This is a genomic window from Pseudomonas sp., from assembly GCF_048265905.1.
Taxonomy (GTDB): Bacteria; Pseudomonadota; Gammaproteobacteria; order Pseudomonadales; family Pseudomonadaceae; genus Aquipseudomonas.
In genome coordinates this window covers 616,886-631,652 of sequence record NZ_JBLXAP010000001.1, presented here as the reverse complement: position 1 = coordinate 631,652, position 14,767 = coordinate 616,886, and the positions used below count along the sequence as shown (strand labels likewise).

The window sequence follows — 14,767 nt, the reverse complement described above, 5'->3', positions numbered from 1 at the left end:
TGGTGGACGGAAAAGCACCGTTCACCCTACAGCAGCTTCGATAGAAACTGCTCTAGTCGCGGGTGTTTGGTGCTGCTGAAGATGTTGTCCGGCGTGTCGCTAACCAACAGTTCACCGTCCTCCATAAACAGCACGCGGTCGGCCACTTCGCGAGCAAAGCCCATCTCGTGGGTTACCACCACCATGGTCATGCCTTCATTGGCCAGACTCTTCATTACATCCAGCACCTCGCCGACCATTTCCGGGTCCAGCGCTGATGTAGGCTCGTCAAACAGCATCACATCCGGATTCATCGCCAGGGCACGAGCGATGGCCACGCGTTGCTGCTGACCACCCGAGAGTTGCGCCGGGTAAACATTCAGTTTGTCACCTAAACCCACACGTTTAAGCAGGTGCTCGGCGTCTTGCTCGGCTTGCTTGGGCTCACGTTTGGCGACCTTGATCGGCGCGAGCATCACATTGCCTTTAACCGTCTTGTGCGGGAACAGGTTGAACGACTGAAACACCATGCCGACGCGTTCGCGCAGCTTATTGATGTTGGTGCCGGGGGCATACATGTTGATGCCATCGATAATGATCTGGCCGTTATTGATCTGCTCAAGCTGGTTGAGTGCGCGTAGAAAGGTCGATTTGCCCGAGCCGGATGGCCCGATGATGACAACCACTTCGCCACGCGCAATGGTCGCACTGACGTTTTTAAGGGCATGGCAGCCATTGGCGTAGATTTTATTAACTTGGGTGGCAACGATCATGTCCTTGCCGGTATAGGCTTCAGTCACTGGCGGCTAACCTCTTTTCAATGCGGCGGACAACCCACGACAGCAGTGTCGTCAGAATCAGGTACAAACCGGCAACGGTAATCCATACTTCGAATGTTGCGAAGTTACCGCTGATAGCCTCGCGGCCAGCTTTGGTCAGGTCGGTGATCGCAATCACCGAAACCAGCGAGGAATCCTTGATCAGGTTGATCAACTGGCCCGCCATTGGCGGCAGTGTGCGTTTGAATGCTTGCGGCAAAATAACGTGGGTCATCGCCTTGGGATAAGACATACCCAGCGAGCGCGCAGCTTCCATTTGTCCGGGTGAGATCGATTGGATGCCGGAACGCACGATTTCAGCAATGTAGGCACCGGTAAAGATCGACAGCGCCATGACCCCGGCAGAGAAGCGATCAAGGTTGAGCATGGTGCCGACAAAGAAGTACATGATAAATATCTGTACCAGCAGCGGCGTGCCGCGAATCAAGCCGACGTAGGCAAATGCCAGGTTCTGGCAGGCCGGATTGCTGGAGATTCGCATCAGGCCAGCAGCCAGGCCGAGCAGGGTGGCGAAGAACAGTGAAATCACCGATATCTTCAGGGTTACCCACAAGCCATGGAGCAGCGGACCCGCGCGCCATTGCACAGTGCGTGCGACCACATCACCTTCGAATATCAGGTCGCCCTGGGCCGCAACGGCCTGGTCATAGGGCTTGAAGACCTGTGTCTTTCCGCCGTCGTCCAAGGTGAGGGTGATTGCATCTTGAGTGATATCAGTGATGGTGCCATTGCCGCTGGCCCGCAAGTCGAGCGGGGCGGTGTTGACGATGTAAGGCAGGACACGGGCCCATTGCCAGCTGTAGTTGATCTGCTTCGAGGCCATGTACAGCGTGCCCATTAGGCCCGCGATGATAAGTACTGATAAGCCGTGCCAAAGCCAGCGTCGGGGACTGGTCAACAAAGTGACCTCCTGAGAATTTAGGTTTTACGGTAACGCGCGAGGCAAGTGGAAATCAGGCCAGAGGTTGAGTCTGGCCTGATGGGCTTACTGAACCTGGTCGAGCCAGGCGTCGCTTTCGAACCACTTGGCGTAGAGACGATCGTAGGTGCCTTCACCCTTGATCTGACGCAGGAAGTTGTTCAGCACGTTGAGCATTTCCGGGTCGCCCTGGGCAACAGCCCAGCCCAGTGGCTCATAGGTGAATGGTTTGTCCAGGTGAACGATCTTGTCTTTGTTCTGCGCAAAGTAGATTGCGTTGAATGGCAGGTCGTAGATGAATGCATCCGCTTTGCCGTTGGTGACTTCAAGCACTGCGTCAGACTGGGTTTCAAATACATTGATCTTGGCTTTACTCAGCAGGCGCTTGACCGATTGCTCACCGGTGGTGCCGAGTTTGGTGGTGATGGTGTACTGCGGATCGTTGAGGTCTTTGTAGTCGTTGATTTTACCCTTGAGCTTAGGGTTCAGCAGAATGCTCTGGCCGATCACGATGTAGGGATCTGCGAAGTTCACGCGCATATTGCGCTGGGTGTTGATGGTCATGCCGCCGTTGATCATGTGGCACTTGCCAGTCAGCAGGGTTGGAATGATTCCATCCCATGCTGTGTTGACCGGGACGTATTTAACCCCCATTTGCTTGGCGAGCAGTTTGCCCATGTCAATGTCAAAACCGATAAACTGGCCCGACTTGCTCTTCATTTCGAAAGGCATGTAGCCCGCATCGAAACAAATTTTAAGCTCCCCTGATTTAACAATGTCATCAAGAACTGGACCCGCTTGAGCTGTGATTGAAGCGCCTAGCAGGCTGGCGCTAATCGCCAAGCCGGTAAAAAATTTTCTCATGTGAGAGTCCTTATTCTTTTTGAGCACATTAGTGCGTTCTTATTGGTTGGCATCGGCCTTTTGTAAAGGCCCTTCGTTATAACAGGTTAAGCCTTGAATGAAAAAGTCCCGAGCAGGTAGCTGGTCGCTTAAAGGTGAGTTGGTCGTTATCAGCTACTTGATGGCCTTGAGAATGACAAACTTAGGGTTTGACGCCACTTGTTCGACGCCACGAAACAGGCGCTTGAGCTTATGGTGGTAGCCCAGGTGACGATTGCCGACAATCCATAACTCGCCGCCAGTTACCAGTGAAGCATGCGCTTGCTGGAACATTCGCCAGGCCAGGAAGTCGCCCACAACTTGCTGTTGGTGAAAGGGCGGATTGCACAGCACCCTGTCCAGCGATTCAGCCGGTTGTTCAGCCAGACCGTCACCGGCGCGGATATCCACCGGACGCTCGCCGAGAGCGGCTAACCAGTTCTCGCGTGCCGATTGCACCGCCATGTAAGACTCATCAACCAATGTCAGCTGCGCCTCGGGATTGCTCAGTGCGTAGGCAATCGCCAGCACGCCATTGCCGCAACCCAGATCCGCGACCCGGAACGGACGCTGATCCTTGGGCAGGTGCGGCAAGAAGGCGCGCGTGCCGATGTCGAGGCCTTCACGGCAGAACACATTGGCATGGTTGATCAAGCTGAGTTTTGGTTTCTCCAAGCTGTAGCGGCTGGGATAAGGCGAGACAGGCTGCAATTTTGGCTCCGGCGAGGCAATCAGCAGGCGCGCCTTTTTGACAGCCAGAGAAGCCTGAACTGGGCCGATGTATTTTTCCAACAGATCGCCAGCCGCGCGTGGTAAATGTTTAACCATACCCGCTGCCACAACCTGAGCCCCCGGTGCTAACTGGCCGTGCAGGCGAATCAATTGTTCTTCAAGTAAGGCCAGTGTCTTGGGGATGCGGATCAGTACGCGATCAAACGGCCCTTGCGGTGTCTGTTCAGCCGGTACAAAGCTGACGGCGTCCGCGGCCAACTGATTGCGCCGCAGGTTGATCTGTAGCGCCATGTGCCCCAAGTGCGAGTCTGAACTGCTGGTAATCAGCATGCGGGGTTGTTCAATGGCTGCCAACGCGCAGGCCAATGCGCCAAAGTTATCGTTGAGAATCAATACGCGCAGATCCGCACCAACGCCTTGCTCGGCAAACTGGTTAAGCAGGTATTCGTCTGCGGCATCAAAGGCCTGCAGAGTCTCGTGCGACTGTTCTGGCTGACGGATTAATTCCAGTGGTGCAAAAGGCGTAACAAATATAGGCATATAAGCTGCTGGTTTTTATCAACGGAAAAGTGCGCGACACTGCAGGCTTGTGGGCCGAGCGGTTAGAGCCTTATAGCTTAGCTGTTTTAGGCTGTGCACCGTGCAGCAATAGTGCTTGGTATTTGCTCGAGTCCAACCACTGACTCACTTAGGGAGTCCTATGAGCGCTAGTGATGAGAAGTTTACCCGGCAAACCCTTAGCGATGTACGTGTCTGGTCGCCAACTTTATTCAGCTTGCGCTGCTCACGGGATCCGGGGTTTAGATTTCGTGCTGGGCAATTCGCCCGTTTAGGGGTCAACAAGCCAGATGGCAGTGTTGTCTGGCGAGCGTACTCGATGGTTTCAGCGCCGCACGATGAGTTTCTCGAATTCTTTTCAATCGTCGTGCCGGACGGTGAATTCACCAGTGAACTGAGTCGTTTGTCAGTTGGCAATACACTGCTGGTGGATAAACAAGCTTTTGGCTTTCTGACGCTTGATCGGTTTATTGATGGTCGCGACCTGTGGCTGGTCGCCAGCGGCACGGGCTTGGCTCCGTTCCTGTCGATATTGCAAGACCTTGACGTGTGGCAGCGCTTTGAGCGGATCATTCTGGTTTACAGCGCCCGTACAAAACAGGAGTTGGCTTATCAAGAGTTGATCAAGCAGCTCAGTACCTTGGAGCACCTTGCTGAAAATGCGCACAAGTTAGTGTATGTACCGGTGGTCACGCGTGAGCCGCTTGCAGGCTGCCTCAATCAACGAATCACCACATTACTTGAGAATGGTGAGCTGGAGCGTGCTGCCGGGGTGGCGATGGATGCCGAAAACTCACGGGTGATGCTCTGTGGTAACCCACAGATGATTGATGACCTGCGCCAACTGCTGAAACAACGCGACATGCAGCTAAGCCTTACCCGCAGGCCAGGCCAGGTAGCCGTCGAAAATTATTGGTAGGGTGCGACAGATGTAGGGTGCGACAACGCGAAGCTTGTCCACCAGAGCGGCGAATAGTCTGGATATTTGAGGTTGCAGACGGCGGACAATAAAGCGCTGTCCGCCCTACGGATTGGGGCTTTCAGGTAGGGTACGACAACGCGAAGCTTGTCCACCAGCGCGGTGAATAGTCCGGAGATTTGAGGTTGCAGACGGCGGACAATAAAGCGCTGTCCGCCCTACGGATTGGGGCTTTCAGGTAGGGTGCGACAACGCGAAGCTTGTCCACCGGAGCGGTGAATAGTCCGGAGATTTGGAGTTGCAGACGGCGGACAATAAAGCGCTGTCCGCCCTACGGATTGGGGCTTTTCAGGTAGGGTTCGACAACGCGAAGCTTGTCCACCAGCGCGGTGAATAGCCCGGATATTTGAGGATGCCAATGGCGGATGAAAAAGCGCCCGCCATTGGGTTCAATCAGGCCCGGTTTGATCACGCTAAGCGGTTCTGCAAGGGTAACTGCTATGGCTTATTCGGCCTTGCTTTTAAGCAGATCGCGAATCTCAGCCAGCAATACTTGCTCTTGAGTCGGTGCAGGAGGTGCGGCCGGAGCTGCTTCTTCCTTGCGCTTGAGACTGTTCATGACTTTGATCGCCATGAAAATAGCGAATGCCACGATTAGGAAGTCGACCAGTGTTTGGATGAACTTACCGTAATTCATGGTAACGGCTGGGATATCCCCCTGCGCCGCTTTAAGGACGATGACCAAGTCTGTGAAGTCGACACCGCCGATCAGCACGCCTAGCGCAGGCATGATCAGATCGCCAACAAAAGATGCAACGATTTTACCGAACGCCGCGCCGATGATAATACCGACAGCCATGTCGACCACGTTGCCTTTAACGGCAAAAGCTTTGAATTCACTGATAATGCTCATGTTTCCAATCCTTGCGATGTCTGGTTGTCTACTCATTCTAAACATTCAATTACATTTAGCCACTAGATAAGTTGGGCCGTTAAAAGAGTGTCTGCTCAGTCCTTCTGGTTTATTAGTGCTAAAAATTGACAGTTTGGTTGTGCGGTTTTGCGTCTTGTATAGGGATGCGATTGCGAGCAAGCAGAGCTGGCAGGCTCGACTAGTCTGAAGGTATATACATCAAGAGGGTGCAGACATGCCGTTGGAACATCACTCACTAAAGAACGAGTTTCCTCAATTCGCCAGCCAATTCAGCGCATTGGCGCAGTCCAATAAGCGTTTTGCCCGGCTTGCAGAAGAGTACGAAGCATTGGATAAACGCATTTATGAAGTAGAAGACGGCCACAGCTCGATGGATGACCTGAACTTGCAAGGCCTGAAGATGCAGCGCGTCACGCTCAAAGATGAAATCTCCGACATGCTGGCCAACAGTGAAGGCTAAGGTCTGGTAGCGCTTTGGCACGTGTCGGCAAATGAGGCATTTTCACGATATGTGGATTGTCTCAGCTTCCTCTGGAAAGGCTATGATGGGCACTTTGCTCTGAGGAAGTCTGCTGATGGCTAAGGCCAAACGCCTGTATGGCTGCACCGAATGCGGTGCCACGTTTCCCAAGTGGGCCGGTCAGTGTGGTGAGTGCAGCGCCTGGAATACCCTAGTTGAAACCATGCTTGAGGCAAATGCCGCTGCGCCAAGCGGGCGCAGTGGTTGGGCAGGCCAGCAAGCACCGCTAAAAACCCTTGCGGAAGTCAGCGTTGAAGAGATGCCTCGATTCTCGACGGCATCCGGCGAACTTGATCGAGTGCTGGGCGGTGGTCTGGTCGATGGCTCTGTGGTGCTGATCGGCGGTGATCCGGGCATTGGCAAGTCGACCATCTTGTTGCAAACCCTGTGCAACATCGCTACGCGTTTTCCCGCCTTGTACGTGACGGGGGAGGAGTCGCAGCAACAGGTTGCCATGCGTGCGCGGCGTTTGGGTTTGCCGGAAGACAAACTCAAGGTCATGACCGAAACCTGCATCGAAAACATCATTGCCACGGCGCGTCAGGAAAAGCCCAAGGTAATGGTGATCGACTCAATCCAGACCATCTTCACCGAACAGTTGCAATCCGCTCCTGGCGGCGTGGCTCAAGTACGCGAAAGCGCTGCTTTGCTGGTGCGCTTTGCCAAGCAAAGCGGTACTGCAATCTTTCTGGTCGGCCATGTCACCAAAGAAGGGGCGCTAGCCGGGCCACGGGTGCTGGAGCACATGGTTGATACCGTGCTCTATTTCGAGGGCGAGTCAGACGGCCGCTTGCGTCTGTTGCGAGCGGTGAAGAACCGCTTTGGCGCGATCAACGAGCTCGGTGTGTTTGGCATGACCGACAAAGGCCTGAAAGAGGTGACCAATCCTTCAGCTATCTTCCTGACTCGGGCGCAGGAAGAAGTGCCTGGCAGCGTGGTCATGGCAACTTGGGAAGGCACGCGGCCCATGCTGGTTGAGGTGCAGGCGCTGGTCGATACCAGTCATCTGGGCAACCCGCGACGGGTGACGCTGGGGCTCGATCAGAACCGCTTAGCCATGCTGCTTGCGGTGTTGCATCGTCATGGCGGCATTCCAACTTATGATCAGGATGTTTTTCTGAACGTCGTCGGCGGGGTCAAGGTGCTGGAGACAGCATCAGATTTGGCGCTGATGGCTGCGGTTATTTCAAGCCTGCGTAATCGACCGTTAGCCAATGACTTGTTAGTGTTCGGTGAGGTGGGTTTATCCGGCGAAATTCGTCCGGTGCCGAGTGGTCAAGAGCGCTTGAAGGAAGCCGCCAAGCATGGCTTCAAACGCGCCATTGTGCCCAAAGGCAACGCTCCGAAAGAATCTCCGGCAGGGCTCGAGGTGATTGCTGTCACGCGGCTTGAGCAAGCGCTTGATGCTTTGTTCGATTAACCATGCCTGATTGAATGGTTATCTCAGCGCGGCTTAGTTTTCTTCACCGAGCGCGCTGAGCTCACGTTCAAGTAGCGATTCATCACCTAGGTTAAGTTCGACCAGACGGCGCAGGTGGCTTATCGACTCCAAGTCAATGTGTTCACAAGCAAAGCCGAGTAGGCCGTCATCATCGCGGGTTTCGGTTACTTCCATGCGCACTTTGGCGACGTCGCTGAGGCTGATCTGCACATCAAACAACTGCTCCGGGTCTGCCTTCCAGTCAGCGGGCCGCTCGACCATCAGGCCTTTGAGTGAAACGTCATGCAGTTTCACGTCCCAACGCTGTGCGCCTTGGGATATCTCTGTCGGTGCATCAAAGGCGATCCGCTGAAAGCGTCTACGCTCTGTGTCTGTGCCGCTCATATTCAGCTCCTGATTTGTACTCTCAACACTATAGCCAAGCCTGCAGAGCTGAATATGTTTGTTTGCTTGTAAAAATATTTTGATACTGGTTTTTTGGCTAAACCCCTTAAATCGCTGGGTTGTGTGGCGATGGCTATTTGCTATCTTGACGCTGATGTCAGCATCCTATTTGACAGTTTTGCTACTTTCACCAAAGCTGCTAGTGCAGCTTTATAACTATTTAGCGTGGAGCAAAAGAAAAATGGAAAAGCGATTGCTGAGCAAAGGCTTGATTTTCGGTTTGTTAACTGTTGCCAGCGTCGGCGCATACGCCGAAGCACCAGGCGGTCCATCTTGCGGTTGGGGCAACATGCTGTTTGATGGCCAGCGTGGTCTTGCACCGCACTTTCTTGCCAGTACCACTAACGGCACTTCCGGTAACGCCACATTTGGTATGACGTCTGGCACCAACGGTTGTAGCACTGGCGGTAAGCTTACTTATGGTGGTCGTTCGATGCTTGCCATGAACGGCATGCTCGATTCGATTGCTGTGGACATGGCCCAAGGTCAGGGTGAGGCACTGGATGCCTACGCTGTACTGCTGGGTATTCCGGCAAGTGACCGTGCGCAATTCGCCAAGGTTACCCACGAGAACTTCAACACGATCTTCTCTTCAGCCGACGTCACCAGCGAGCAGGTTCTGGCTTCCACCATGGAAGTCATGAGCCGCGACAGCAAACTGGCCGCTTACGCTAAAACACCTGCGTAAAACCACTGGCTACGAAAAAGCCCGCCAAAATGGCGGGCTTTTTCGTTTCACTGGCCGTAGGTTGCGACAACGCGAAGCTTGTCCACCAAGGTTCGGCAGTTGGTGTAAATAGTTGGAGCTGTAAGCGGTGGGTAAAAAGCGTTACCCACCCAACCTATTTACGCACCGTAAACCGGGAAGCGTGCGCACAGGGCTTTGACCTGCTCACGTACCTTGGTTTCTACCGCGTCATCACCAATGTTGGCCAGTACTTCACAAATCCAGCCAGCCAACTGACGGCACTCGTCTTCTTTGAAGCCGCGCGTGGTAACGGCAGGGGTGCCGATACGCAGACCAGAGGTTACAAACGGTGAGCGCGGGTCGTTTGGCACCGAGTTTTTGTTGACGGTGATAAAGGCACGGCCCAGCGCAGCATCTGCTTCTTTGCCGGTGATGTCTTGCTTGATCAGGCTGAGCAGGAACAAGTGGTTCTCTGTGCCGCCAGAAACCACGTCATAGCCGTTTTCCATGAATACACTGGCCATGGTTTGAGCGTTTTTGATGACCTGTTGCTGATAAGTCTTGAACTCAGGCAGCAGGGCTTCTTTGAAGCACACCGCTTTCGCTGCAATAACGTGTTCCAGTGGGCCACCTTGACCGCCCGGGAATACTGCCGAGTTGAATTTCTTTTCCAGCTCTTCGTTTTTGCGCGCCAGAATCAGACCGCCACGTGGGCCGCGTAGGGTTTTGTGGGTTGTGGTGGTCACAACGTCAGCGAATGGCACCGGGTTCGGATACACACCAGCAGCGACCAGGCCGGCAACGTGAGCCATGTCGACGAACAGGTAGGCACCGACTTTGTCTGCGATTGCGCGAAAGCGCGGGAAGTCGAGAATCTGTGAGTAGGCCGAGAAACCCGCGATGATCATTTTGGGCTTGTGCTCAACGGCCAAGCGCTCAACTTCATCGTAATCGATCAGGCCGTCGTCGTTGATGCCGTACTGCACTGCGTTGTAAATCTTGCCGGAGAAGCTGACGCTGGCGCCGTGAGTCAGGTGGCCGCCGTGTGCCAGGCTCATGCCCAGTACAGTGTCGCCAGCATTGAGCAGGGCCATGTAGACCGCGCTGTTAGCTTGCGAGCCTGAGTGTGGCTGGACGTTTGCGTAGTCGGCGCCGAACAGTTGTTTGGCGCGATCAATTGCGACCTGCTCAACGATATCAACGTACTCGCAACCGCCGTAGTAGCGCTTGCCCGGGTAGCCTTCGGCATACTTGTTGGTCAGCACCGAGCCTTGGGCTTCCATCACCGCTGGGCTGGTGTAGTTTTCCGAGGCGATCAGCTCGATATGTTCTTCCTGGCGTTGGGCTTCTTGCTCCATCGCGGCAAACAATTCGGCGTCAAAACGGGCAAGATTCAAATCACGGCTGAACATGGCAATCCCCTGAGAAAACAGCTGGGCTGAAGAAATAGGGTGCGGATTCTACCCCATACTGCAGCCGTGCGGGTATGAATGGCAGTCATGTGCCTGACAAGTGGAGCTCATGCCAAGTGCGCAGTGGCTTTGCTATCAGGCGGCGGGCATCAGTTGAGTATGAACAGCGCCGCACCACTGAACTGGGCGCTTACCTGGTGAGCACGCATAGGCTGACCGAGCAGAAAACCTTGGACTTCATCACAGTTGTAGCGGCGTAAGAAGTCGAGTTGGGCTTGGGTTTCTACACCTTCGGCAATCACCGCCAAACTTAAACTATGGGCCATGGCAATAATCGCCCTGGCTATCTGCGCGTCCTGTTCACCTTGCGGTAAGCCATCGACGAAACTGCGGTCAATCTTGAGTATGTCGATAGGGAACTGCTTGAGGTAGTTCAGCGACGAGTAACCGGTACCGAAGTCATCAATCGCAATGCTCAAACCGAGGCTTTTGAGGCTAGTCAGTGTTTGCAGCGCGTTAGCCACATCGTTCATCAGGATGCTTTCGGTCAGCTCAAGCTCAAGGCTTGCGGCACTGACCCCGGTTTCTGCGAGAATTCGGGTAATGCGCTTGTCGAGGTCGCCATCCGCAAACTGTCGGGCCGACAGGTTGACCGATACTTTAGGGACGCGGACCTTGTTGTCTTGCCAATACTTGAGCTGGCGGCATGCCTCTTCAATCACCCAGTCACCGACATCGGCAACCAAGCCAAGCTCTTCCAGTACCGGGATGAATTCAGACGGTGAGACCAGCCCTCGTTTCGGGTGCTGCCAGCGCAGCAGTGCTTCAACGCCCGTCAGGCGCTGGCCATTAGCGGAGAACTGCGGTTGGTAAAACAACACCAGTTCGCCCTGTTCAAGCGCATGGCGCAGATCGCTTTCCAGCTCAATGCGTTCTAGCGCGCGAGCGTTCATGTCGCTCTGATAGAACTGGAAGTTATTCTTGCCGCGCTCTTTGGCGTGATACATCGCGGTGTCGGCGTTCTTCATCAACTGGCTGAGTTCTTTGCCATCTTGTGGGCTTAGCGCGATACCGATACTGGCGGTCACAAAAAACTCACGGCCTTCAAGCACAAACGCTCGGGCAAGGCTGGCGAGAATTTGTTCGGCAACGTGAATCGCACGGTTCAGCGCGTTGTCGCGGCTGGAGTGAGGCTTCAGCAGTAGGGTGAACTCATCGCCGCCCATACGCGCAACGGTGTCATCGTCATTGACACAGGCCGCCAAGCGGCTTGCGACATCTTTGAGCATGCGGTCACCGGCCGCATGGCCGAGCGAATCGTTGATCGGCTTGAAACGGTCAAGGTCGAGGAACATCAGCACCACCCATTCAGCATGACGCTCGGCTTGGTGCAGTGAGGTATGCAGGCGATCCTGAAACAATGTGCGGTTCGGCAGCAGAGTCAGGGCATCGTAGTAAGCCAGACGATGAATACGCTGTTCGCTGGCTTTGCGCTCACTGATGTCGCTGAAGAAGCACACGTAACTGACGAGATCGCCTTCATCATCCTGTACCGCGGTAATACCCACCCACGCCGGGAAGTTTTCGCCATCGCGACGTTTCAGCCACACTTCGCCTTCCCAGCTACCGCGCTGGTTGAGTTGGGCGAGGATGAAGTTCAGCTGGTTTGCCTGTTGTTTATCAGCCGTCAACCTGCTCGGCAGTTGGTCAATCACTTGTTTTGAGCTGTAGCCCGTCACGCGGCTGAACGCTTCATTGGTCTGCACGATATAACCGGCAGGGTCGGTGACCAGAATGGCGGCGGTCGAATGCTCGAATACCGTGGCAGCCATGCGTAACTCGTTCTCGGCACGACGGTGTTGGCTAATATCGCGTGCTACGCCATGCAGGCCTTTGAATCGGTTGTCTTCATCCCACATAGGGACCAAACGCAGCTCCATCGGAACTTTTCGTTCGTCGCTGCGCAAACAATCAAAGGTAAATAGCTGCGGTTGCAGCTTGCCAGTCAACTCGGCCACGCGCATCGGGTCACCCAACGCTGTACGTAACTCATCAACAATGCCTATAAGCTCTTTCAGTTGTTCAGGTTTGGCGGCCAGGCTGAGCAAACCTTGTCCTTTGAGCTGTTCAGGTTCGTAACCGAGAAGGGTCTTTATTGACGGGCTGATGTAGTTGGCGTGAAGTGAGTTATCGGTTGAGAAGATGACATCGGAGGTGCTTTCAGCCAGCAGTCGATAGCGCTGTTCACTGTCACGCAGCGATTCACTGTGTTCAATTTGCTCTGAAATATCCTTGGCGACGCCGATCAGTCGGTCGACGTGACCTGCAGCGTTGCGCGACAAGGCTTGTTCGCGGATGCTGAACCAATGCCAGTTACCATCACGGTGGCGCCAACGCAACTGTGACTCAAGCAGAATGCCATTGCCGACAACATGTTGCAGGTTGCGGATTCGGTGATAGTAATCGCTGTCATCTGGATGCAGCAGGTCTTCCCAGAAACACTCGCCCAAGGCCTTTAATTCTTCGCTGTTGTAGCCAAGCTGCAAACCTAGATGGTGATTGCTGAAGAGCACTGATTTATTGCTTAAGTCATGTACGTAGAGTGTGTCAGGCACGGCCTGTACCACGCTCGACCAGAAGCGCTCTCGTTCGATCAATGACAGTTCAGTTTGTTTGCGGCTGGTAATGTCGGTGATGCTCAGGGTTACCGAAACGAGGTCATCGCTGTCCTCAGGCAGATTAATCAGCAACCACAGGTGACGCTCTTGATCGTCAGGTGTGAGCAGGCAGATTTCTTGATCAAACTGAGTTTTATGCGTCAGCAGAGCGTTAAGCAATTCGCCACGAAAATCGTTGAGATTCAACTCGCCGCAGTTGAACAGTAATTCCCATACATCGCCTGGAGAATTGACTTTTAACAGGCGCAGGGCGACATGGTTGGTCTCGCTGACGCGCATAAGTTGGGGCAACTGCTTAAGTTGCTCGGGGTTGTCCTGCAGCCATTGGCTCAGCTCGGCTGGCGATGTTACCTGCTGATCATTCAGGTATTGGCTAAGCACCGAAAGGTCGAGTACACAGAGAGCTGTGCCGGTGCCATCGAATATGTCTTGGTAGCGTCGGCGCGCATTAAGCAGCACGCGCGTGGCATGTTGCTCATCGGTAACATCACGCAGCACCCAGGCGTAGCCATTGCGGTTCTCGCCATCGCTCAGGTTGCTACGATTGATATCGAATAAACGCCTGTTGCCTCTGAATTCAATTTCAAGCGGTTCAGGGCTGACGTCGTTGTTGAATGCGTTGCCTTGCAGCAGTAACGGGTCAAGCTGCGGCAGCACTTCAAAAATATGTCGGCCGCGGGCCATATCGGTCAATTCGAAAAGGCTTTCCGCTTGTGGGTTTAAATAGTCGATATAACCTTGGCTGTCGGTAACCAGTACCCGCTCTTCAATGGCGCCAAGCGCACTTGCTGCCTGGCGCAGAGAGCGTCGCGAGTCCGCATTAGCCTGGTGCAGTTGGCTTTGGTCGAGCAGCAGCCTGTACAAGGCCAGTAAGGTCAGAATCGAACATAGTATAAACAGCAGAAACTTACCGGCGAGCGTCGGCAGTTGTTCGGCCAGTACCAGGCTCTCGTTGAACAAGGCACGCAGTTGCCAGTCGCTATGTTCGATCGGCGAGATATGAATGGTCTGTGCCAGATCAATGGCGGTTACTGGCGGAAAAAATCTTTTGGGTGACGCCGCTTTACTGTGTGGGCCGACAATTGCGCGCTGGTTCAAGCGGTCTTCCAATAGCCATTGGTAAGCATTCAATTGGCGATCGTGTAACCAACTGGCGATGGCACCGCTACTGAAGCGCAGCAGCCAATAGCCGTTGCGCTTGGTCAGTAATAGGTAAAAGCGCCCATTGGGCTCGGCTGTAAACGCATAGTGATAAGGCGCGCCAGCGTTGCGACTAACCAGACTGGCAATAAACTGCGCATCCACTGAATGGGTTGCGCTATCCGAGGCAATCTCACCGCTGGCAGACAAGCGGGCGATGCTTTCTATTGCTGGGTAAATACCTTTTAGTGTGGCGATGAGTTCCCGGGCGTCATCAGGAGCGTCGTTTGTCAGCTTTTTTGAGCGTAACAAGGCTTGAGCCGACTGGGCCTTGATCGACATATTCATGCTCAGGGTGTTGGCCAACTGGTCGCTGTATACCAGCCCCAGTTGCCGCTGCGTCTGTAGCAGGTTGCGCGACTCAAGCAGTAATTGCCATAACAGCAAAGCCAGCATCACCAACACCAACACCACCAGGCAGCGCTTAAGCGAGCTGCGCATAGGCGTGACTTGAGGCTCAAGCGGGGAGAGCGGAGTCTTTGATGACGCGGTAGATGGCACGTGTATTCAGACCTTGCAACGACAAAAGACGCTGAGCGTTTGATTCAACACTGACGTTTGTACACAGCAAACAGTTGATCGCGCGCGGCAGGCAAGAATGCCACAGTTGTGGCAAAGTGCC

Annotated in this window: 12 protein-coding genes; 4 read left to right on the top strand and 8 right to left on the bottom strand. The window is 54.2% G+C overall.

All coding sequences use genetic code 11. The features are described from left to right. Nucleotides 1-26: 26 nt before the first annotated feature. From ACN0UH_RS02950 to ACN0UH_RS02935, 4 genes are all read right to left on the bottom strand, one after another. On the bottom strand, nt 27-752 hold the full coding sequence (locus tag ACN0UH_RS02950; RefSeq protein ID WP_417660708.1) for an amino acid ABC transporter ATP-binding protein: 726 nt from the start codon (nt 750-752) through the stop codon (nt 27-29). A 19-nt stretch (nt 753-771) separates the two neighbouring features. Then, nucleotides 772-1,719: an amino acid ABC transporter permease gene (locus ACN0UH_RS02945; protein ID WP_417660638.1), complete on the bottom strand. Its 948-nt coding sequence runs from the start codon at nt 1,717-1,719 to the stop codon at nt 772-774. 84 nt (nt 1,720-1,803) lie between these two features. Continuing rightward, nucleotides 1,804-2,601, bottom strand: a complete 798-nt coding sequence (locus ACN0UH_RS02940; protein ID WP_417660637.1) for a transporter substrate-binding domain-containing protein — start codon at nt 2,599-2,601, stop codon at nt 1,804-1,806. 153 nt (nt 2,602-2,754) lie between these two features. Beyond that, nucleotides 2,755-3,891, bottom strand: coding sequence for a methyltransferase (locus tag ACN0UH_RS02935; RefSeq protein ID WP_417660636.1), 1,137 nt, complete (start codon nt 3,889-3,891; stop codon nt 2,755-2,757). 160 nt (nt 3,892-4,051) lie between these two features. Between ACN0UH_RS02935 and ACN0UH_RS02930 the strand changes: the two genes are divergently transcribed. Continuing rightward, nucleotides 4,052-4,828, top strand: a complete 777-nt coding sequence (locus tag ACN0UH_RS02930; protein ID WP_417660635.1) for a ferredoxin--NADP reductase — start codon at nt 4,052-4,054, stop codon at nt 4,826-4,828. A gap of 505 nt (nt 4,829-5,333) precedes the next feature. Here ACN0UH_RS02930 and mscL read toward each other — a convergent pair. After that, the gene (gene mscL / locus ACN0UH_RS02925; protein WP_417660634.1) at nt 5,334-5,741 is read right to left on the bottom strand and encodes a large-conductance mechanosensitive channel protein MscL; all 408 of its coding nucleotides are present in this window, start codon (nt 5,739-5,741) and stop codon (nt 5,334-5,336) included. A gap of 235 nt (nt 5,742-5,976) precedes the next feature. Between mscL and ACN0UH_RS02920 the strand changes: the two genes are divergently transcribed. Further along, on the top strand, nt 5,977-6,222 hold the full coding sequence (locus ACN0UH_RS02920; RefSeq protein ID WP_417660633.1) for a YdcH family protein: 246 nt from the start codon (nt 5,977-5,979) through the stop codon (nt 6,220-6,222). A gap of 115 nt (nt 6,223-6,337) precedes the next feature. Continuing rightward, the gene (gene radA / locus ACN0UH_RS02915) at nt 6,338-7,702 is read left to right on the top strand and encodes a DNA repair protein RadA (protein ID WP_417660632.1); all 1,365 of its coding nucleotides are present in this window, start codon (nt 6,338-6,340) and stop codon (nt 7,700-7,702) included. Between the two features lie 33 nt (nt 7,703-7,735). Here radA and ACN0UH_RS02910 read toward each other — a convergent pair whose 3' ends face one another. After that, nucleotides 7,736-8,107: a PilZ domain-containing protein gene (locus ACN0UH_RS02910; RefSeq protein WP_417660631.1), complete on the bottom strand. Its 372-nt coding sequence runs from the start codon at nt 8,105-8,107 to the stop codon at nt 7,736-7,738. Nucleotides 8,108-8,348: 241 nt separating this feature from the next. Between ACN0UH_RS02910 and ACN0UH_RS02905 the strand changes: the two genes are divergently transcribed. Further along, nucleotides 8,349-8,855, top strand: a complete 507-nt coding sequence (locus ACN0UH_RS02905; protein WP_417660630.1) for a DUF3015 domain-containing protein — start codon at nt 8,349-8,351, stop codon at nt 8,853-8,855. Nucleotides 8,856-9,013: 158 nt separating this feature from the next. On the opposite strand, the gene glyA is transcribed toward ACN0UH_RS02905, so the two are convergent. Next, nucleotides 9,014-10,267, bottom strand: a complete 1,254-nt coding sequence (gene glyA / locus ACN0UH_RS02900) for a serine hydroxymethyltransferase (RefSeq protein ID WP_417660629.1) — start codon at nt 10,265-10,267, stop codon at nt 9,014-9,016. Nucleotides 10,268-10,416: 149 nt separating this feature from the next. Further along, nucleotides 10,417-14,586: an EAL domain-containing protein gene (locus tag ACN0UH_RS02895; RefSeq protein WP_417660628.1), complete on the bottom strand. Its 4,170-nt coding sequence runs from the start codon at nt 14,584-14,586 to the stop codon at nt 10,417-10,419. Nucleotides 14,587-14,767: the final 181 nt, after the last annotated feature.